The sequence below is a fragment of the Spirosoma taeanense genome (assembly GCF_013127955.1).
GTDB classification, from domain to species: Bacteria; Bacteroidota; Bacteroidia; order Cytophagales; family Spirosomataceae; genus Spirosoma; species Spirosoma taeanense.
The window spans coordinates 3,795,483-3,816,386 of the sequence record NZ_CP053435.1; the positions used below are offsets into that span (position 1 = coordinate 3,795,483).

Annotated in this window: 22 protein-coding genes and 2 tRNA genes; 17 read left to right on the forward strand and 7 right to left on the reverse strand. The window is 52.4% G+C overall.

The genetic code is table 11. The features are described 5' to 3' along the window. Positions 1-187: 187 nt before the first annotated feature. The 4 genes from HNV11_RS15895 to HNV11_RS15910 all read right to left on the reverse strand — a co-directional run bounded on the left by HNV11_RS15895 (position 188) and on the right by HNV11_RS15910 (position 3,126). Positions 188-589, reverse strand: coding sequence for a (R)-mandelonitrile lyase (locus HNV11_RS15895; RefSeq protein ID WP_171740600.1), 402 nt, complete (start codon positions 587-589; stop codon positions 188-190). A gap of 73 nt (positions 590-662) precedes the next feature. Next, the gene (locus tag HNV11_RS15900; protein ID WP_171740601.1) at positions 663-1,523 is read right to left on the reverse strand and encodes an aldo/keto reductase; all 861 of its coding nucleotides are present in this window, start codon (positions 1,521-1,523) and stop codon (positions 663-665) included. Between the two features lie 59 nt (positions 1,524-1,582). Continuing rightward, positions 1,583-1,978, reverse strand: coding sequence for a (R)-mandelonitrile lyase (locus HNV11_RS15905; RefSeq protein WP_317168005.1), 396 nt, complete (start codon positions 1,976-1,978; stop codon positions 1,583-1,585). 257 nt (positions 1,979-2,235) lie between these two features. After that, on the reverse strand, positions 2,236-3,126 hold the full coding sequence (locus HNV11_RS15910; RefSeq protein ID WP_171740602.1) for a helix-turn-helix domain-containing protein: 891 nt from the start codon (positions 3,124-3,126) through the stop codon (positions 2,236-2,238). A gap of 232 nt (positions 3,127-3,358) precedes the next feature. Between HNV11_RS15910 and HNV11_RS15915 the strand changes: the two genes are divergently transcribed. From HNV11_RS15915 to HNV11_RS15975, 13 genes are all read left to right on the forward strand, one after another. Continuing rightward, positions 3,359-3,856 (forward strand): cyclophilin-like fold protein, encoded by a 498-nt coding sequence (locus tag HNV11_RS15915; RefSeq protein WP_171740603.1) that lies wholly within the window; start codon positions 3,359-3,361, stop codon positions 3,854-3,856. A gap of 123 nt (positions 3,857-3,979) precedes the next feature. Beyond that, positions 3,980-4,615, forward strand: coding sequence for a (2Fe-2S)-binding protein (locus HNV11_RS15920; protein ID WP_171740604.1), 636 nt, complete (start codon positions 3,980-3,982; stop codon positions 4,613-4,615). Beyond that, on the forward strand, positions 4,612-5,646 hold the full coding sequence (locus tag HNV11_RS15925; protein ID WP_171740605.1) for an FAD binding domain-containing protein: 1,035 nt from the start codon (positions 4,612-4,614) through the stop codon (positions 5,644-5,646). Before HNV11_RS15920 ends, HNV11_RS15925 begins: the two co-directional genes overlap by 4 nt. 2 nt (positions 5,647-5,648) lie before the next feature. Then, positions 5,649-7,886, forward strand: coding sequence for a xanthine dehydrogenase family protein molybdopterin-binding subunit (locus HNV11_RS15930; RefSeq protein ID WP_171740606.1), 2,238 nt, complete (start codon positions 5,649-5,651; stop codon positions 7,884-7,886). Between the two features lie 111 nt (positions 7,887-7,997). Further along, entirely contained in the window at positions 7,998-8,588 is a 591-nt protein-coding gene (locus tag HNV11_RS15935) for a sugar O-acetyltransferase (RefSeq protein WP_171740607.1), read from the forward strand. Positions 8,589-8,773: 185 nt separating this feature from the next. Continuing rightward, on the forward strand, positions 8,774-9,757 hold the full coding sequence (locus HNV11_RS15940; protein ID WP_171740608.1) for an alpha/beta hydrolase: 984 nt from the start codon (positions 8,774-8,776) through the stop codon (positions 9,755-9,757). Between the two features lie 90 nt (positions 9,758-9,847). Beyond that, positions 9,848-10,597, forward strand: a complete 750-nt coding sequence (locus tag HNV11_RS15945) for a hypothetical protein (protein WP_171740609.1) — start codon at positions 9,848-9,850, stop codon at positions 10,595-10,597. A gap of 179 nt (positions 10,598-10,776) precedes the next feature. After that, positions 10,777-11,595 carry an oxidoreductase gene (locus HNV11_RS15950; RefSeq protein ID WP_171740610.1) on the forward strand — a complete coding sequence of 273 codons (819 nt, stop codon included), beginning with the start codon at positions 10,777-10,779 and terminating at the stop codon, positions 11,593-11,595. 48 nt (positions 11,596-11,643) lie between these two features. Then, positions 11,644-12,141 carry a hypothetical protein gene (locus tag HNV11_RS15955; protein WP_171740611.1) on the forward strand — a complete coding sequence of 166 codons (498 nt, stop codon included), beginning with the start codon at positions 11,644-11,646 and terminating at the stop codon, positions 12,139-12,141. A 24-nt stretch (positions 12,142-12,165) separates the two neighbouring features. Then, a complete protein-coding gene (locus tag HNV11_RS15960) occupies positions 12,166-13,077 on the forward strand; it encodes a helix-turn-helix domain-containing protein (protein WP_171740612.1) in 912 nt (303 codons plus the stop codon). 156 nt (positions 13,078-13,233) lie between these two features. Further along, positions 13,234-13,950, forward strand: coding sequence for an MBL fold metallo-hydrolase (locus HNV11_RS24085; protein ID WP_171740613.1), 717 nt, complete (start codon positions 13,234-13,236; stop codon positions 13,948-13,950). Continuing rightward, positions 13,893-14,357, forward strand: coding sequence for an MBL fold metallo-hydrolase (locus HNV11_RS24090; protein ID WP_262889976.1), 465 nt, complete (start codon positions 13,893-13,895; stop codon positions 14,355-14,357). Before HNV11_RS24085 ends, HNV11_RS24090 begins: the two co-directional genes overlap by 58 nt. 130 nt (positions 14,358-14,487) lie before the next feature. Continuing rightward, positions 14,488-15,144: an NAD-dependent epimerase/dehydratase family protein gene (locus tag HNV11_RS15975; protein WP_171740614.1), complete on the forward strand. Its 657-nt coding sequence runs from the start codon at positions 14,488-14,490 to the stop codon at positions 15,142-15,144. Between the two features lie 881 nt (positions 15,145-16,025). On the opposite strand, the gene HNV11_RS15980 is transcribed toward HNV11_RS15975, so the two are convergent. Together HNV11_RS15980 and HNV11_RS15985 are read right to left on the reverse strand one after the other, a co-directional pair. Continuing rightward, a tRNA-Pro gene (locus HNV11_RS15980) sits at positions 16,026-16,099 on the reverse strand. A gap of 23 nt (positions 16,100-16,122) precedes the next feature. Further along, positions 16,123-16,209, reverse strand: a tRNA-Ser gene (locus HNV11_RS15985). 168 nt (positions 16,210-16,377) lie between these two features. Between HNV11_RS15985 and HNV11_RS15990 the strand changes: the two genes are divergently transcribed. From HNV11_RS15990 to HNV11_RS16005, 4 genes are all read left to right on the forward strand, one after another. Further along, complete coding sequence (locus HNV11_RS15990) at positions 16,378-17,340, forward strand: vWA domain-containing protein (protein WP_171740615.1); 963 nt, start codon at positions 16,378-16,380, stop codon at positions 17,338-17,340. Between the two features lie 52 nt (positions 17,341-17,392). After that, positions 17,393-18,079 (forward strand): tetratricopeptide repeat protein, encoded by a 687-nt coding sequence (locus tag HNV11_RS15995; RefSeq protein WP_171740616.1) that lies wholly within the window; start codon positions 17,393-17,395, stop codon positions 18,077-18,079. A gap of 57 nt (positions 18,080-18,136) precedes the next feature. Further along, positions 18,137-19,312, forward strand: coding sequence for an acetyl-CoA C-acyltransferase (locus HNV11_RS16000; protein WP_171740617.1), 1,176 nt, complete (start codon positions 18,137-18,139; stop codon positions 19,310-19,312). A 242-nt stretch (positions 19,313-19,554) separates the two neighbouring features. Continuing rightward, positions 19,555-19,917, forward strand: coding sequence for a hypothetical protein (locus tag HNV11_RS16005; RefSeq protein ID WP_171740618.1), 363 nt, complete (start codon positions 19,555-19,557; stop codon positions 19,915-19,917). Positions 19,918-19,983: 66 nt separating this feature from the next. Here the strand turns inward: HNV11_RS16005 and HNV11_RS16010 are convergent, their stop codons facing one another. Next, a complete protein-coding gene (locus HNV11_RS16010) occupies positions 19,984-20,820 on the reverse strand; it encodes an SdiA-regulated domain-containing protein (RefSeq protein ID WP_171740619.1) in 837 nt (278 codons plus the stop codon). Between the last annotated feature and the right edge of the window lie 84 nt (positions 20,821-20,904).

A 20,904-nucleotide genomic window follows, 5' to 3' on the forward strand; every position in this document is an offset into this window, starting at 1 on the left:
AGTGCGCTACTGGCAAGTATGCAGTAAATTTTTGCGAAGTGATTACCTTTAAAGGCATAAAAAAAAAGGTTCTGTTCAATGAAACAGAACCTTTTTAGTGTCGGGGTGGCAGAATTTGAACCTATGACCTCCTTCTCCCAAAGCACTATATTATCTTTTCCATGAATACTAAAAAAAATACAACTCCCTATTCAGAAAGCTGATACTGTTGATCGGTTACCTTCTCCAGCCACTCCACTTGTTTGCCGTTCAGGTTTTCCTGGATGGCAATGTGCGTCATCCCTGTGGTTACCGTAGCACCATGCCAGTGCTTCTCGTTGGGTTCGAACCAGATTATATCCCCAGGGTGGATTTCTTCGACTGAGCCACCCTCCCGCTGTACCCACCCGCACCCAGCGGTAACGATGAGCGTCTGACCAAGTGGATGGGTATGCCAGGCAGTTCGCGCCCCGGGTTCAAATGTAACGCTGGCGGCTGCTCCACGTCTCGCATTATTGGCGGCAAACAATGGATCGATACGCACCGATCCTGTAAACCATTCTTCTGGCCCTTTATTCGAGGGTTGAGACCCTACTTTTGTGATTTCCATAACGTTTTAAATCCTAGTCTAATAAATCCATGTTCTCCCTTTAGCTCTATTAGATAGAGCTTAATGACAACCTTTATTTCCGGCCGAATACGGGAAAGATGCTAGCCTCTCCATAATGCTCGATTTGTTCTATATTGCTTAGGCGTTCCATATCCTCCTCCGAAATAACGAAAGCTACTTCGGCATTGGTTTTCATATGCTCTGGATTGGCCGTCTTTGGTAGTGGCAACAGACCAAGCTGTAGGCAATAGCGGATACTTAACTGGGCCACCGAAACGCCGTAGTTTTGGGCTATAGCCGTTATGGACTTGTTCTTCAACAATTCACCGTGGCCAATGGGGGAATAAGCCTCTACCAGCATGCCGTTTTCCTGCGAATAGTGAATCAACTCGGTAGGAGTGTTGCTGATATGCGCCAAAATCTGATTGACCACTGGTTTCACCGAGCAGGAGCCCAGAATGTTATCAATGTCTGCCTGTTCGAAGTTCGAGAGGCCAATGGCACGAAGTTTCCCCGCCGTATAGGCTTCTTCAAGCGCTCGCCATGCTTCACGATTTCCATCAAAATAAGGGTCAGGGCCACTAAATTCCGCCCATGGTTTAGGGCTGTGAATGATCATCAAGTCAATGTACTCAAGGCCTAATCGGTGAAGGGAGCCATCAATGGATGCTACGGCTTCTTTGTACGATTTTACCTCAGCAGCCAGCTTGGTGGTCACAAACAACTCCTCCCGGTTCACACCACAGGCCCGGATGCCTTCGCCAACTCCGCTTTCATTCTGGTAGGCCTGAGCCGTGTCAATATGGCGGTAACCGATTTGTACTGCATCCTTGACGGCCTGTACGACCGCTTCATTAGTGATGAACCAGGTTCCCAGACCTAGTTTGGGTATCTCCACGCCATTCGATAGCGTATAGGTTTCGTTTAAAATCATCCTCTTTTCTAGTTTACAGTAAACGTGAGTTTTGGTAATGGTCGCTGCCTTGTGTATAGCTACCGCGCCCCATTGTATTCAGCATCCGTGACGGCCTGAAGCCAGTTGACAATGCCTTTTTCGGTATTCGGTACAATATGAATGTGGGTCATGGAACTGTCAGCCGAAGCGCCGTGCCAGTGGGGCGTATTCGGCGGACACTTCACCACGTCCCCCTTCCGAATGATCTGCCGGGGTTTTCCTTTCAACTGGTGGTAGCCGACCCCATCCGTTACCAGCAGAATCTGCCCACTCGGATGAGCATGCCAAAAGCTGCGGGCTCCCGGCTCGAACGTAACGCTGCCACTGGCCAACTGATAAATGGAATCGCTTGCTACCAGATTCTGGACCCATACCGTACCGGTAAAGGTTTGGGTGGGGCCTTTTTCCCCTTTAGGAAAAATAGCGCTCGCCATGGTGGATTTTGCCCCGCTTGTCCTCATTTGCGCCTGGCAGGGGCTTAGGCAAAGACTCACTAGGCCAAGTATGATGATAAAGCCTGTTCGTGTCCGTACGTGTTTCATGTGTTTAGCCGTTTTAATTTGAACTCTTCCAGTCGGTTGAGCAGGTCCTGGTCGGTAATGGGGTTAGTAGCACAAGCCGATTGCCCTGGTCAAGATTACCCAGGGCTTTCTAATCTAATTGAGGCAGGTACGACCGGTTTCACCCAGTGCTAGTTCAACCCATTTCGATACGCAATGGGTGTCGTGCCAACCTGTTGTTTGAAGAAGCGCGTAAAATGCTGCGGGTATTTGAAGCCTAGTTCATAGGAAATTTCACTGATGGATTTACCCGTATCAAAAATCCGTTCTTTGGCCAGATCGATCAGCCGGAGCTGGATGAATTCCAGGGCCGACTTGCCGGTTTCCTTTTTTATTAGGTCACCAAAGTAATTGGGCGACAGGTGCAACGCCTGGGCAAAGTAGGAAACCGTTGGAATCCCATCAGTACGTAGCTTTTCGCTCACTAGATAGTCCGTAAGCTTCTGTTCAAACTGCTCCAGAATGCCATGATTGATATGCTCACGGGTAATGAACTGGCGGTCGTAAAAACGGGAACAATACTTCAGGAGCAATTCCAGATTAGCCACAATCAGCGCTTTACTGTGGCGGTCAATGTTTTGGCCCACTTCAGTGGCAATGTTGCCAAAACAGGTCGTTACAACCTCCCGCTCTTTCTCCGACAGATGCAGGGCCTCGTGGGATTGATAGCTGAAAAACGAATATTCGTGAATCTGTCTGCCTAAACTCGTGCCTTTGATCAGATCGGGGTGAACGATGAGGGCCTTCCCGTAAGGCTGATGCAGCTCGCCTTCGGGTTCATTGGTAATGACCTGGCCAGGTCCAAAAAAGACCATCGTTCCTTCGGCATAGTCATAATACTGGTTGCCATACCGCAAATCACCACAGCGGGTTTCTTTGAGGATAATGGCATAGAAACTGATCGTAAACTTCGCCCTTGGGAGCGGGTTTGACTGGTTAAAATCAACCAGGCTGATCAGCGGATGCTGCGTCTTGTTGTTGAACGCATCCGCATATTTTTTTATCGTGTCGTAGACTAGCATCGCGTAGGGTTCGGTGCGGAGCGCGACGGTCAGTCGTTGCTGGGACTCCTGCCAGCCGATTTTTAGTCAAATCTACAGCCCGAAACCATCCATCATTAGGGTATCAGTAAAAGTGGTAAGTAAAACCGTAAAATGTATAAAAGCCGGGGTATGGCTGTGGGGTAATTTTGTCCTGTGATTAACGAAATGCAGACTAAATACCTGTCCATGAAGTAGATCGATCTCAACACGTATGAAACAGACCCAATTACTCCTGCTGCCTATCTTGTTATTTATTGTTGGCAGTATGGCTTGCAAAACAGATAACCTGATTCCCGTTGATCAACCGACTATGTCCAACCCAGCCAGCCCCGATCCAAACCTGATTACGGATAGTTCTTCCAACCGGCTACGCGTTCGGGTTGGCTCCAGCACCTTTACCGCGACGCTGCTCAGCAACCCAACCGTAACCGCTTTTAAAGCCCGGCTGCCGCTCACGCTGTCGATGAAAGAGCTGAACGGGAATGAAAAGTTTGCTGATCTGCCGAATGGCTTACCCACGAATGCGACCAATCCCGGCACCATTCAGGCGGGGGATCTGATGCTGTACGGTTCCAGTACGCTGGTGCTCTTCTATGAATCCTTCCGAACCTCCTATAGCTATACCAAACTTGGCCGGATTGATAATCCAGCGGGGCTGGCGGCTGCCCTGGGTAGGGGAAGCGTAACGGTCAGCTTTACCTTGGAATAAGCTTATTTCCTTCCGAAGGCGTTACAATCTACCTGACCTCAGGCACTTTACAGTACGAGTCGGATTTGACTCTGGCTCCCAACGCGGCAATGGTCGTTCAACAACATTACTAAACCTCATCCTATGGCTCAGCCTGAACATCCCAATGACGAGTTAGAAAGCCCGGACACATCCCGGCGGGTTTTTCTCAAACAGTCTTCCGCCCTGGCGGCCTGGGCATTAACCCCCCCCGCTGCGGTAAAAGCGGTTGACAGCGGTCTCCATGAGAAAATGGCGCGGGCCGTTGAGCAGATGCCGCTTCGGCTGACCGTCAACGGGAAAGCCCAGCAAATCAGCATCGAACCCAGAGTCACGCTGCTGGATTTGCTTAGGGAACAGTTGCACCTGACGGGCACCAAGAAAGGTTGTGATCATGGCCAATGCGGAGCCTGCACGGTCCACGTCGACGGGCAGCGGATCAATTCGTGTTTGACACTAGCCATGACCACCGAAGGCAGCAACGTAACGACAATTGAAGGCCTGGCCGATGGAGACCAGCTGCACCCGATGCAGGAAGCGTTTATCAAACACGACGGCTTCCAGTGCGGCTACTGCACCCCCGGACAAATCATGTCGGCGGTGGCCTGTATTCGGGAAGGCCACGCCCATTCGCCGGAAGAAATCCGCGAGTACATGAGCGGCAACATCTGCCGGTGCGGGGCATACGCCAATATTGTCGAGGCCATCATGGACGTAAAAAAAGGAGGAGCCAAGGTATGAATCCGTTTCAGTTTACGCGGGTTACGGACCCTAAAGCCGCTATTTCGGCGATCTCTAGAGAAGCGGGCACGTACTTTCTGGCCGGTGGCACCAACCTCATCGATCTGATGAAGCGCGAAGTCATTATTCCCCAGCGGCTCATCGATATCAATAAACTACCCCTGGCAACGATTGAGAAAACGAGCAGTGGTTTGCGCATTGGTGCCCTGGCCAAAAACTCAGCCGTTGCGGATAACGAGTTGGTAAAAAAGCACTTTCCTCTGCTCTCGATGGCGCTCAACGCGGGTGCTTCAGCCCAACTGCGCAACATGGCCACGGTGGGTGGTAATATGATGCAACGCACGCGCTGCCCGTATTTCTATGATACGTCGATGCCCTGTAACAAGCGAAGCCCGGTGCAGGCGGGTATCGACAAAGGGCAGGTAAACGGGCCAACGGGTTGTGGCGCGCTGGGCGGTCATAATCGGATGCACGCCATTTTCGGGACCGCATCGGCGGACCGAAGTGCTAAGTGCATTGCCGTACACCCCAGCGATATGTGCATTGCGCTGGTGGCTCTGGACGCAACGGTGAACGTATCGGGGCCCAACGGTGACCGTAAAATCCCATTCAGCGAGTTCCATCGGCTACCTGGCGACAGCCCACAAAAAGACACTACGCTGGCACCCGGCGAACTGATTATGTCGGTGGATCTGCCAACGAATCGTTTTGCTGATAATTCCTACTATCTCAAAGTGCGGGACCGGGCTTCGTATGCCTTCGCGCTGGTGTCGGTAGGTGTGGGTCTGACAATGAAAGGAAAGACCATTCAGGACGTCCGGCTGGCAATGGGTGGTGTAGCGCATAAGCCCTGGCGGTTGACCGCAGCCGAGCAGTTTTTAACTGGCAAAGAAGCTACCGAAGCCAACTTCAAACAAGCTGCCACGCTGGCTATGCAGGGCGCCAAAGGCTACGGTGAGAACGACTTTAAACTAACGCTGGCCCCCAACTCGATTGTTGACGCGTTGAAAACCGCCACAAAAACCGCCTGATCATGAGCAAAGACCTAAAAAACCCGCCCATTGACAGGATTGATGGACGACTGAAAGTGACCGGCGGGGCCAACTACTTCGCTGATTTCAACTTGCCGGGCATGGCCTATTGCGTCCTGGTGGGCAGCGAGATCGGTCGGGGCACCATCACCAGCCTGGATACGAAAAAAGCGCAGGGTGCACCGGGTGTGCTGGGCGTGTTTACCCACCAGAACATGCCGCCCATTCCGGGTTGGAATGCGCCCGTGGGCGGTGAAGCCGACGGCCCGCCCCCACGGCCCAGAGAAGAGCAATATCGAATCCTGAGCAGCCCCAAAATCTTCTTCGATGGGCAGCCTATTGCCATCGTTGTAGCCGACACCTTTGAACGGGCCACCTACGCGGCTTCGCTGGTTAAAGCAACCTATAACAAACAGACTGCCCGAACCGATTTGCAAAAACACGTAGCCGAGGGCATTGCGCCCAAAGGAGCGGAGGGAGGTAATTATTCACGGGGAAAAGCCGATGCCTATCAAACGGCTCCGGTAACGCTGGAGGCTAATTACATCATACCGATTGAGGTGCACAACCCGATGGAACTCCACGGTATTCTGGCCCACTGGACTGGCGATAAGCAGTTGATGATTTACGCCAAAACGCAGGGAGTAAACGCCACCCAAAACGCAATGGCGCAAGCGTTTAAAATCGACCCAAAAAATATCCATGTACATACCGAGTTCATGGGTGGAGGATTTGGTATGGGCCTCAGAACCTGGCCGCAGGAAACGGCAGTCGTCGCCATTGCCAAAAAAATTGGCCGACCGCTGAAACTGGTGGTGAACCGCAGTCAGATGTTTACGCTGGTGGGCCACCGGCCCTATACGGTGCAGACCATTCAGATGGGTGCAGACAAAGACGGTAAGCTGGTCAGTATTGCCCATGCCGCTACCGCAGAGACCGCCCGATATGAAGACTTCACCGAAGCGACCGTCAACATGACCAAGTTCATGTACGCCTGTCCCAACGTCAGCACCCGCTACCGCCTGGTCCGGCTCGACCGGAGCGTGCCCATCTGGATGCGGGGGCCGGGTGAAGCAACGGGCGCTTTTGCGCTGGAATCCGCCATGGACGAGATGGCTCATAAGCTGAATTTAGACCCCATTGAATTCCGCTTACGGAACTACTCCGAAACCGACCCCGAGCATAACCGACCGTATTCGAGCAAGCACCTCAGGGAAGCTTACCAACGCGGGGCCGACGCTATTGGCTGGACCAATCGGAAGGCCCAACCGCTCAGTCAGCGGGAAGGCGACTGGCAAATTGGCTACGGCATGAGTACGGGCGTATTCAGCGCCTTTCGGTGGGAAGCCAGCGCCCGCGCGCTGTTGAAGGCTGACGGATCTCTGACCGTTCAAAGTGCGGTGACTGATATCGGACCAGGAACCGGAACGGCCCTAACGATGATCGCTCATAACGTGCTGGGTGTACCCATCAACCGGATTAAGGTGGAATACGGGGATACATCGCTACCCAAAGCACCAACGCAGGGTGGTTCGGCCATCATTTCGGCGGTGGGCTCGGCGGTGTTCGATGCCTGTACGGCCATCAAACAGGCGTTGGTCGAGCTGGCCAGTAAAGACGGTGGCCCTTTGGCTGGTCGTCAGGCGGAAGAACTGACCCTAACGGATGGTGTCCTTTCGGTGGAGAAAGAGCCGGCCAAAAAAGTAGCCGTCAACGAGTTGATGCGGACCAATAACCTGACCGTCATTGACAAAACAAAAGACTCGAAAGGCGGGCCGGAACAGGCCAAGTACTCCATGTATTCCTTCTCGGTGCATTTTGTGCAGGTGCGGGTCAACCCCTTAACGGGCGTAGTACGGGTCACTAAGGCCGTTAGCGTAGCCGATTCGGGCCGGATCGTGAGTCCTAAAACGGCGGCCAGTCAGATGATTGGTGGGGTGGCCGGTGGCATCGGCATGGCCTTAACAGAAGAAGCCCTGATCGACCATCGATTCGGTCGGTTTGTGAATAATAACCTGGCCGATTACCACGTAGCGGTGAACGCCGACGTACCGGCTATCGAGACCATCACGATTGATAAGCCCGATCCTATCATCAACCCGATGGGGGCGAAAGGCATGGGTGAAATTGCCTTGATCGGGTTTGCTGCGGCCGTCGCTAATGCGGTCTTCAACGCTACCGGTCAGCGCGTCCGCGATCTGCCCATCACCCCCGATAAAGTCATGCAGAAGCTGGTTTAAGAGGCTCAGAAAGCCCTGTATGGCCCCAATCCGGATTAACTAAATTGCCGCGTTCTAAGGCCAAAAAACTGCTTTAGAACGGAATGAATACATATAGTTTTTGCGAAAAAAATGATTGAAATTGCTGATAAACAATCGCTTGCCAGTTCAGGCCTTTTAGAGCGGCTACGAGCGGGAGAACTGCTGCGAAAGGATGACCCGGAATACGGAAAATTTGGTGAAGTTGTTTCCCGCACCATTCGGCTTTGCGTCCAGATGAATGCCACCGCTACCGACGTTGACCAGGTAAGAAATCAGTTGAGTGCCATCATTGGGGATGAGATCGACGAGTCAACAACGATTTTTCCGCCGTTTTACACCAACTTCGGCCAGTTTCTCAAAATAGGCAGAAACGTCTTTATCAACCACGCCTGTTCGTTGCTGGATATTGGCGGTATCACTATCGAGGACGATGTACAGATTGGCCCCCGCGTCAATCTGACGTCGGAAAACCACCCGCTCGACCCTGGCGACCGCCAGACGCTGATTCCACGTCCCATTGTGGTGAAGCGCAACGCCTGGATTGGAGCGGGTGCTACGGTGCTACCCGGTGTTACCATCGGAGAGAACGCCGTTGTAGCGGCCGGGGCGATCGTCAGCCGCGATGTACCGGCGAATACGGTGGTGGCCGGGATTCCGGCAAAGGTTGTCAAACACCTGTAGCCAGCGAAACTATTTTTCGGTTCACAAACGGCTTGTCTGGTTCTTTGTAATCTGCACCCAGAGACTACCTATTATCGGGAGTCTGGTAACCAATTAAGCTTGTTCGACAGCGATGAACTGTTATAAGGCTTCAGTTACCAGCCGTGTTCGGTGAAATCAATAGTAAATCTGTTTCAAGTAAGACGATGAAATCCTCTGTTTTTTCCTTATTCGCCTGTCTTTTGGCCGTCAAGAGCCTGGCCCAAATAAGCCCGACGATTCCGCCCAAACCCTACACCTATGCCGATTTTCCGGAATCGAAGGCTTCGTCTACAACCATGAAAGTCGTCTCGATTGACCGGGATAGTTCCCTGGTAACGTATCGACCGAATGTAAAATACATCACCCGCGATGGGCTGGATCTGACCTTACAGATAATTGAGCCAACATTCGCCAAAGGCAAAAGGCCCTGTATCGTTTACGTGCAGGGGTCTGCCTGGATGAAGCAAAATGTCTACGCCAATTTGCCGCAACTGGCCGAATTTGCCCGGCGGGGATATGTCATCGCCGTGGTGGAGTATCGTCCTTCGTCGGTAGCCAGCTTTCCCGCGCAACTTCAGGACACCAAAACCGCGATCCGTTTCATGCGGGAACAGGCCGCTACGTATCATGTCGACGTAAACAACGTGTTTATCTGGGGCGATTCATCCGGCGGGCATACGGCACTAATGGTCGGCTTAACGCAAAACAACCCGGAGCTGGATACCAAAGAGCTGGGCAACTACCCTATAACGGTGAATGCCGTTGTCGATTTCTATGGTCCGACGGACATTACGCAGATGAATTTAGAGCCGTCTATTTTTGATCATATTGGTCCCAAGAGCCCCGAAGGCCAGTTGCTGGGCGGGAAGAATGTGCTGGAAAATAAAGAACTGGCCGCTGCAACCAATCCTATCAATTACATCAAAAGCGCCAAAAATGGAGCACCCATCCTCCTAATTCATGGCTCCAAAGACCGGTTAGTACCCTTTCAGCAAAGTGTGCTGCTGGCCGATGCCCTCGAAAAGAATAACTATCGGTATCAGTTTTACCAGTTAAAAGGGGCCGACCACGGCAGCCCGGAATTCTGGAGCCGGAAAACGTTCGATCTGGTGGAAGCTTTTCTCAAACAATACACCGTAAAAAACTGAATTCAGTGCCTACAGGCAGAGGATGGGTAAGCGACTATCCGATATGCTTGCGTTGGCCAGCCAATCCTACCCGACCGATCCATCTATCAAATGAAGAAACAACTACTCGTCTTACTTTTGAGCGGGCTCCCCGGCCTTGCTTTTGCCCAACAGACCGATAGCCTGCAACAGCAACTGCCGCAGCAGAAAACCTTTACAGGAGCGGTAACCGTAACCAACAATGGTATCTCCCTGATCCCAACGTTCAACCTGGGCCGGCCAGCCGCCATCTTTGATGTGACCGCCCGCCGGGGCCGCTTCAGCTTCGAGCCCCAGCTGACGTTCGCCCTGGAAAATGCCAAGCCCTGGTTCTTTATTTTCTGGGTACGCTACAAAGCGATAGAAACCCCAAAATTCAGCATGAACGTGGGGGTTCACCCCTCGGTGGTATTCACCAATACGGTGCTCCCTCCAGGTGGCCCCACGGGTGAAGCACTGACGGCTGTCCGGTATTTCGTAGGTGAACTTGCCCCCACCTATCACCTGTCGAAGCGAGCCAGCCTGGGCATGTATTACCTCCATTCAAGAGGATTTTCCGGTGCGCCCAGGGCAACCAATTTTATGTCGCTTACCGGCAATTTTTCCCAGATTCCGCTGGTGAACGGGGCAGAACTGCGGATTGCTCCCCAACTGTATCTGGTGACCATCGATGCGCTGAAAGGCTACTACGCTACGTCGGCCTTTACACTGACCCGGAACCGCTTCCCGCTGGCGGTTTCAGCAATCGTCAATCAGAAAATCCAGTCGACTATCCCAAGTGATGATTTTATCTGGAACGTAAGTTTGACGTATGCGTACTGAGTGGGTTACGATTGATCGTTCGTTCCTAACGCTTAGTTATCCATCGGCTTTTACCTGGTAGTGACCTGAAAACGGCAGAGAATGCCAAACAAGGATTTGTATACAACGAACCTGTTTTTGTGTTAACACCAACTACCTCATTCAGCGGACATTTGTGTTATAAATAATAACACAACAACATGAACAAAGTAGCGCTGGTAACCGGAGCCTCTTCCGGGATGGGCGAATCGACCGCCATACTATTGAGCCAACAAGGGTATAAAGTGTATGGCGCAGCCCGAAGAACGAACGAAATGAAACCGCTGGAAAGCCAGGGTATTTCGGTTGTTTCGTTAGACCTCACGCAAGACGAATCAATCGTCAACTGCGTCAACACCATTTTGGGCCAGGAAGGCCGAATTGACGTATTAATCAACAATGCCGGTTATGGCTCATACGGGGCGGTTGAAGATGTGCCCATTGAGGAAGCCCGCCGGCAATTTGAGGTGAATATATTCGGACTGGCCCGGTTAACGCAATTGGTTTTGCCCACGATGCGCGAGCAAAAATCAGGTCGAATCATCAACATATCGTCCATGGGGGGCAAGATCTATACGCCCTACGGTGCCTGGTATCATGCCACCAAACATGCCCTGGAAGGCTGGTCCGACTGCCTGCGACTGGAAGTAAAGCCATTCGGCATTGACGTCGTGGTCGTTGAACCAGGGGGCGTTAAAACAGCCTGGGGAGTCATTGCCGCCGAAGGCTTGAAAAAAGTATCGGGCCGCGGAGCGTATGCCGAAGGCGCAACAAAAGCAGCCGATAGTATGGCCAATATGTATGCAACCGGAAAAAACCTGACCGATCAGGACGTACTGGCCAAAGAAATCGTGAAAGCAGCCACTACGTCGAAACCGAACACAAGGTACGTAAAAGGGTTTATGGCCAAACCCATGATTCTGATGCGTCAATGGCTGGGTGACCGGGCATTCGACAAGATCATTACGAGCGCAGCTTAAAGTCGAAAGTACCTAAAAGTAAGGAGTTAAGTAGAGACGTTAAAACGCATGGAATTTATCGATAACACGGTGGCCTGGATCAAGGGCGAGTTGTTCGAGGCTACCCTGGTTCTTCTGTTTGGTATAGCTACCGTCATCGCAGGGCTGTTGTTCTGGAAGATGGGGTCAACCCCAGGGGCCAAAGCGTTGTTGCTGCCGTTGGTCATTACCGGCCTTGTCTACATAGGGGTTGGCGGGAGTATGCTGGTTTCCAACAACAAGCGAATGACCCAGCTTCCGGCCGCTTACCAGACAGGCAAGAGAGCCTTCATGGAAGCCGAAAAAAAGCGGGTGGAAGACTTTCAGTATCAATACCGGATATCAAAAATTGTAGCCACTCTCTGTTTCGCGCTAACCGTAGGCCTGTTTTGGTTGACTAAAAGCCCAACCTGGCAGGGCGCGGGAATCGGTCTGGCCCTGTTTGGCCTGGCAGGTCTGGCGGTCGATTATTTTTCTGAGCAGAGAGCCGCCATCTATTACGCCAGCATTCTGAGATCCCTACAATAGATTTCCCGGACCGAGTCAAAAACCATGAGCAATGTTATTCATCTGGAGACCATCAGCGACATGCATAAACTGCTGCCGCAGGCCTCGGTTAAGCACCCCTTAGTGGCCGTCATTGACTTCTCTGCGTATCGGGACCAAATTAATTCGGGCCTCAAACTCACGCTGGGCTGTTACGCCGTGATGTTCAAAAACGCGTGCGAATACAAAATCAAGTATGGCCAGCAAGCGTGCGATTTTCAGGACGGCAGTTTAGTCTGTATTGCCCCCCGACAGGTTATCTCCTTAGATGAGCCGTCGGATAGACCGAGCGCTATTTCCGGCTGGGGCCTGTTCTTTCACCCCGATTTGATACGCGGCACTACGCTGGGGAGCCGAATCAGGGAGTATACTTTTTTCGGCTACGAAACGGCTGAAGCCCTGCATCTATCCAACAAGGAACAAAATACCCTGGGTGAGATTGTGCAAAAAATAGATTCCGAGCTATCGGAAAACATCGACAGGCACAGCCAGACGTTGATTGTATCCAACATCGAATTGCTGCTCAACTACTGCATTCGGTATTACGACCGGCAGTTTATCACCCGCAAACAGGTTAACGGCGACATCCTGGCTAAAGTGGAAGCCGTTTTAACGGCCCATTACCAGCAGGCTGACCTGCGTGAAAAAGGTTTGCCAACGGTTAAGTATCTGGCTGATCAGGTTCACTTATCGCCCGACTATCTGAGCGATTTGTTAAAGCGGGAAACAGGCATGAACGCCCAGGATCGCATTCATTATTATCTGATTGAGGAAGCCAAGAACTTACTGTTGAGTACGAATCACTCGGTGGGCGAGCTGGCTTTTGGCTTGGGCTTTGACTATCCGCAATATTTCTCGCGTTTATTCAAGTCCAAAACCGGTATGACGCCCCTGGAATACCGAACCTCGTTTAATTGATGCTATCCACGGACAGGCCAAGGGTATAACGAACGGCGCTCCAACGGCCTGTTAGTCCCTGACCTGGACAGAATCGCCAGGCTATTGTTCTAACTAATTTTCGCAGGCGGTTTGCGTGCTGCCCAAAACAGCACATAAACCAGCTGGCAGTTTATCATGAAAAAATCGTTGCGCGTCACCAGCCAGTGGCTCGGTGGCCTCGCTCTACTGCTACTGGTGGGCACGGTATCTTGCCAGCTCAACGCCCAGATGGGCGGTACACCCACCCAGGCAGATGAGCAGGTGTTTGCTCAGTCGGGGCACTATCACGACGGCCAGTTTGTGAATGGGCAACCTACCCAGTTAATGACTGGGGGAACTCAGCTAGGAGCCATGCGGCAGCTATTATTTCATCGAAGCCCGCAGGTCAATCCGCCGGGACCCTTGCCCATGCACTCTCTGGATTCACTGACGTTGACGCGGCCCACCCCGGGGCTGGCGCAGGTGACGTGGTTCGGGCACTCGGCCAGCCTGGTCGAGTTAGCTGGCCGTCGGGTGCTGCTCGACCCCGTGCTCAGCATTAAAATGGGCCCCATACGGGGCGTAGCGCCGGTTCGCTATAACCCCCAGGTGCCCATTACGGCGGAGAAACTACCGTTTATCGACGCCGTTCTGATCTCGCATGACCATTACGACCACCTTGACTACCAAACGATTCAGACGATTAAGGACAAAGTGGGCGTATTCTGTGTGCCGCTGGGGGTAGGAGCCCATTTCCGGCGCTGGGGCGTGGCCGATAGCCACATCCGCGAGGTAAGCTGGGGGATTCGATCCAGCTGCCGGGGCTACTACTCGTCAGCCAGCCCGCGCGGCACTATGCCGGTCGGGGGCTAACCAACCGCAACAGCACGTTCTGGTCATCGTGGGTGATAATGGGTGGCGGTAAGCGCCTGTTTTATAGCGGTGACGGCGGCTATGGCGATCACTTCCAGGCGATTGGTGCCAAGTACGGACCGTTTGATCTGGCAATCATGGAATGCGGGCAGTATAATAAGAACTGGGCCCATATTCATTTGATGCCCGAAGAGAGCGTACAAGCTGCCCTTGACGTGCGAGCCCGCGCCATGCTGCCCGTGCACTGGGGTGCTTTCTCCGAGGCTCTGCACGCCTGGAACGAGCCCGTGCGTCGCGCCAGTGCCGAGGCCACCCGTCGCCAGTTACTCCTGGCGACCCCCGAGCTGGGCCAGCCCATTCGGCTGGATACGGGCGAGCCGCTGCCGCAACAGCGGTGGTGGGAGTAGCCAATACCGTGGGGCGGCTGCAACCTGGAAGTACTACGGACTTCTTCCTTGAAAGCACAGGCTGCTAACTATGCATTCACAGGAGGGCTAAAAAAGCGTAAGAGTTATCTATTTATTTAAAGAAACGATCATGAACGTTATTCTCACCGGAGCAACGGGTATGGTAGGCGAAGGCGTATTACTACAGTGCCTGGCCAATCCGACTGTTAAACAGGTTTTATCCGTCAGTAGAAAATCTTGCGGCAGGAAGCACCCTAAGTTGAAAGAGCTGCTTGTCGACGATTTCCTTCAACTATCCGCTGACAATCCCAACCTGAAAGGTTATGACGCCTGTTTCTACTGCGCGGGCATCAGCTCCAATGGGATGAGTGAGCAGGAATATACGCATATCACCTATGACACCACACTCCACTTCGCCCAGGTTGTGCTGCAACTAAACCCGCAGATCACGTTTAATTTTGTCTCTGGGGCAGGCACTAATTCTTCCGAAAAAGGCGGGATGATGTGGGCCAGAGTCAAAGGCAGAACCGAGAATGCCCTGCAACGAATGGGGTTCAAAGCCGTTTTCTGCTTTCGCCCCGGTCTGTTAAAGCCTGATCCAGAGCAACGGTACGTGACGGGGACCAACAAGTTTATGGCCACGATCTACCCTGTTCTCAGCCTGCTGGTCCCCCACTGCACCACCCGGGAAGTTGGGCTGGCCATGATCCATGTGGCAGAGTATGGTTTTCCTAAAACGATTCTCTCTTCCAAGGATATCAGAAAAGCCGCTGAGAAAGGAAACTGAGCATTGTATAGTTGATTTCTTGTAGCTCTATCATGAACAGTTCAACAAATCGCCAACCTAAAGAGGGTAGATAGTAGAGTAAAACTGATCCGCTTCGGTTTATTGTAATTTCTGATATATATATACGATCTCCTCAAACGCCCCATTTAAGCGACGGTCGGTGAACTTCTATTATTTGCGTTAAACCTAGCTTCGTTTGATCTCAACCGGGTCGCCGGAGCTATTGCCTCATACTAACTGACGCTCAGCGGCTTCTACTGTTTAGTCATTGCGTCGCATCTTGGTCGATACAAAAATGACTCGACGCCCAGCCTTTACCAGTTCCCAAACACGTTCTTATAACAATAGCAACTACCAGGCGCAAATTAAGGACCCGCAAGCCCCTCAAGGTGAAACTGCTTAATGCTGCGGGGCAGGTCATTAAGGGACTGATACCTTCTGGTTAACCAGCTAGCGAAGACCCAGGCTTAGCCATCGCCCAGGATTTGAGTAAACATAAACACCTAGAGCCCACTCTCCTACCTTCTGCTGGCGCGACTTTTTATTTAGTTTAGCGTAATAATCAAACACTACATAGCTAGTGGATTAGCTACGAATATAAGTCACAATGGCACTAATCCATTAGTATATAGACCACTTCTGGGATGGTACCCTAGCCACTGACTTAGTCGGCTGACGACCGGATAGGCACAATATCCTGCTTTAAGGCGTCTTCGTAAGCTTCTTGTCAAACACAGACTGTGGACGTACAAGCATTTTTAGCTTACTATTTTGAGGTCAGCTTATAATTCATACAAGCCAAGAATGAAATTGTGTAAACCAGAGTGTAAACCGAAAACAAAAAGCACTTACCATTGCTGATAAGTGCTTGATTCTTAGTGTCGGGGTGGCAGGATTCGAACCTACGACCTCCTGCTCCCAAAGCAGGCGCGATACCGGGCTACGCTACACCCCGAAGTGCAGACTACGTTCAATCAGCGGAGAGAGAGGGATTCGAACCCTCGGTACCGTTACCAGTACGACAGTTTAGCAAACTGTTCCTTTCGGCCTCTCAGGCATCTCTCCGTAGCCAACCATTCGCTTGCTGGACGATTGGGACACAAAGATAGGGGTAATCATCGTTTACAACAAGAGGGTACGCGTAAAATCTTTTAAGAATTACTACTTTCGCCTTTTTCAAATACCACCTACCGCCGACGAAGTTCGTCAGCATCAGGCTGATTGCTGCTTTTCATGAATTGGCTGTATTCGTTTTCAAGCACTGATTTTTTTTTAATTGGTCTGTTTATTGGACTGTATGCGCTCTATATTTTTCGCACATTCCGGCTCGCGCGGCAGCTGAATACGTCCGCCTGGGGAGTTATCCCGAAGTTTTTTCTACGCAGTAGCTATCTGGCACTGCTCCTGATTGCGCTGCTGGGCCCTTCGTTTGGGGAGGCCGAACGCAATGCTTCAACAACTGGCCGCGATGTTTACCTGCTGGTTGATGTGTCACGGTCCATGAACGCCGGCGATGTAGTCCCTACGCGACTCGAACGGGTGAAATATGACATCCAGCAACTGTGCGATACGCTGCCCGCCGACCGATTCGGTTTAATCCTGACGGCCGGAGAATCGTTTGTGCTTTCGCCCCTAACGGCCGACCACGATGCGCTCAAGCGCTTTGTGCGGGATATTCGAACCAATGCAGCGGCCAGCAGCGGTACGGACCTCTGCACGGCATTGGAGCTGGCCCGTCAGAAATTTCTCACCGATTCATCAACGCAACAAAGCGCCCGAGCGCTCGTCTTATTCAGTGATGGCGAGAATTTCGGCACCTGCGATCGTATGACACTGATGCAGCTCCGCACGGCTAGCCTACCCCTTATTACGGTCGGCGTTGGGACAGAAGCAGGCGCGTCGATTCGGGAAGGCCGTGATTTTGTCCGCGACGACGCCCGGCAGATTGTTCGAAGCCGGTTGAATCGAACATTTTTGCAGGAACTGGCCCGCGCCGGACGCGGACAGTACATTGAGGCTGATGCCAGCGGTCAATACGTCAATGAACTGGCTTCTGTTCTGCGCGCGCAACAGGGCCGGGTATCCGATCAGAATCAGGTGGCCGTTTCAACCAACAAATATTATTATTTTCTGCTGGCCGCGCTGGTGCTGCTCGCCTTCGATCTGATCATCACCGTGCGGACGTTCCGGCTGTGATCGTAACCTAAACTTTCGTTTTTAATTTTGACGATCCGTTCTGTATACACGTATGGTTTACCTGTTCATTCTCCTGTGGCTCTGGTGGAGTCAGCCGAATTCCTTAATTCAGATTTCAGAGAACAATCGGGCACGTCGGGAGGCTGAAGCGGCCTATCAGGCCGGCAATTACGGCCGGGCGCTCAGCCTGTATGCTGCCCTAAGCCGCACGACAACCACCATCGATCCAGCCGTTCGGCTGAATTTGGGACATACGTATTTTCAACTGAAACGATACGACAAAGCACGCCCCCAATACGAAACTCTGCTCCGGTCCGACCGCCCCGATCTGCGAACGGTGGCAGCTACGCAGTTGGGTGTCATGGCCTGTCTGCAAGGCGACAGTGCAGCGGCTCTGCTGCTGTTTGAACAGGCCCTGCTGGAAGACCCTAACAATGAACCGGCGCGGTATGATTTTGAGTTAATCAAGAAGCAGTTTTCCGGTAAGCTGCCCGATCCGAACCAGCGGCAGAAATCGGCAAAGTCCAGGTCGGCCAGCCAGTCGCGGCCCGTGGGGCAGCAGGTAGAACAGTCGGCCCGGCAGGATGAATTGCTGCGCCGGTTCCGTCGGTTAAACTTAAGCGAAGAACAGGCTATTCAACTGCTCGATGCAATGCAGGACGATGATTTACCGTATGCCCTGACCCGGTCGGCCCGACGGTCAAACGCAAAATCGACAAGCCGTAGCAACCACTGGTAGCCCACTGCCATAGCGAGCTATTTATTCCAGATCACGTTAATCAACAAAACCACATTCATGAACGAAGTTGTTATTATTTCCGCCGTCCGGACACCAATTGGCAGTTTCGGGGGCGTCTTATCGAGCTTATCGGCCACCGATCTGGGGGCAGCCGCCATTCGCGGGGCACTAAGCCGGGCTGGTGTTCAGCCTGATCAGGTGCAGGAAGTATATATGGGCAATGTTGTCTCGGCAAATGTTGGCCAGGCCCCCGCCAAACAGGCGGCTCTGAAAGCTGGCTTACCCGCACATATCCCTTGTACAACCATCAATAAAGTATGCGCATCAGGAGCCAAAGCGATTATGCTGGCTGCCCAGACGATCCAGTTGGGCCAGGCCGACGTGATTATTGCAGGCGGGATGGAGAGTATGTCCAATACGCCTTATTATGTACCGAAAGCTCGGTTTGGGTATAAATACGGCAACGCCGAACTCGTGGACGGTCTGGCCCGCGACGGTCTTATTGACGCCTATGACCAGTGTGCCATGGGTGTTTTTGCGGATCAGACGGCCAGTCACTACGCCATCAGTCGGGAAGCGCAGGACGCCTTTACGGTGCAGTCGTATCGCCGGTCTGAAGCCAGCACGCAGGGCGGTCAGTTTGGAGCCGAAATTGTGCCGGTCGAAGTCGCCAGCCGGAAAGGCAGCGTAACGGTGAGCGAAGACGAAGAATACAAAAATGTAATTTACGACAAGATTCCAACCCTGAAACCGGCCTTTTCGCCAGCCGGAACCGTAACGCCCGCCAGTTCGTCGCCGATTAGCGATGGGGCATCAGCGCTGGTCATCATGAGCCGACGAAAAGCCGACGAGCTGGGCGTGAAGCCGCTGGCCCGGATTCTGGCCTATGCCGATGCGGAGCAGGAGCCGCAGTGGTTTACGACTGCCCCAACCAAGGCCGTGCCACTCGCCCTCGAACGCGCCGGACTGAAAATCGACGACGTCGATTTCTACGAGGTCAATGAAGCGTTCGCCGTGGTGCCGCTGGCATTCAGCGAGGTGCTGCACGTTCCGCAGGAGAAACTGAACGTATTTGGCGGAGCTGTTTCCATCGGGCACCCGCTGGGGGCATCAGGCGCCCGGATCGTAACGACGCTGACGAACGTTCTGCAACAGAAGGGCGGTCGCTACGGCGCAGCCGGAATTTGCAACGGGGGCGGTGGCGCGTCGGCCATTGTGCTGGAAAAGGTATAGTTGCGCTAGTTCATAAACAGTCCTGCTGATTTGGCTCGTGTTACCTGATTGGTGTACGGGTTAAATCGGCAGGACTATTTGTGTATCCTGTTTTTCGGGCGTTACGTCTCCCGGAGCAGCTCACCTCAGGCCAGCGCATAGATGATGCGTAATTACCAAAAACCCGCCTTTTCCAGCTTACCACACAAAACAATCACATAACCAAACGGTTTATGATACAAATAAAACATAAAGTCAACGTTATGAAGATTGAAATAGAAAAAGGTCAGGACAAGCCGCTGCTATCCGATGGACAGCACCACGTCACGATAACCGATATTGAAGAGGGCGAAAGTGAGAACAAAGGGATTCCTTTCTTCGCCGTTCGTTTTGAAAATGAAGACGGTTACGTATCGCACCGTTTTTATCAGTCGCGGGCGGGCATGTCAAACATTATCAGCCTGTTTGAGCGGGTCGGCATTGATGTTAACGAAGGCATTGAGTTAGACACCAAACAACTGATGGGTAAGGAACTGGATATTGAAGTAGGCGAACGGTCCTATAGCGATCCGAACACGGGTAGTGAGCGGACGCTGAAACAGGCTATGGACTTTGTAGCTATTTAAGTGACGGTCTGGTTGTCCAGCTTTTGAACTGTTTACACGTAAGCAATTCTACCGGGCAACCAGACCTTATTTTTTATACCTGAATTTGAGAATATACCCGTTCTTTCCATCGCCTTCACTGGCTACAAACAGGTCGCCGTTGGGCGCAAAGCAGATTCCTTCGGGCTGCCGAAACAGCTTTGCATCCAGCGGTACAGAGTACAGGATTTTAGCCTGACGGTTCGTAACGAGCAGACGTTTACCGGTCGAGGTTAGCACGTACCACTCCCCCGTAACCGGATGCACGGCGATACCCGACGGCTTATAAGTTTTTGGGTCTATCCCAGCTCCAGTTAGCTGTTCGTCGTTCAGGCCCATATCCCTGAAAACCGCCCGGTTCAACAGGTCGAACGAATACACGGCTTTGTCGCTCGATGCTCCTCCCCCATTTTTGACGGCAATCAGCAGGCGTTTGGTTTTGGGGTCGTATCCCAGTCCTTCTACTTCGGTTTTAGCTGGCAGGCCGGTTTTCGTTCGCCCAATCTGCGTCGATTCGGGCTTGAACCGAAACAGGTTTCCGGTACTTTCCAGTACGTACACCTCGCCGTTAACGTATTCAATTCCTTCAAAATCGCCGTAGCCGCCAAAGCCGAAATCCTGCACCACCTTCTTTTTCTCCGTATCGAACACATACACTACAGCTTCTTCATCCTGGACGCACAGGAGTTGGTTCGGTTTGTAATAGGTTAGCCCCGAGATTTCCCGCAGACTGGCGGGCAGGGAAAAATTCGCGTCGGGTGCGTCGAGTTTATACGGCAGACTGAAGGGCGGAGCCATCTTTCCAGCCTCTGGCTTGTCATTCTGATTTGACGACGTACCACAACCCGCCAGCAGCAGGGCTAATCCAACAAGAAGGCGATTCATTGACGAATGAGTTTACGGGTAAAAGTACACTTTTAGGCAGGATGTCAAGCCGTTTGGGAAGTTAAGCAACGGTTACGGCAGAAA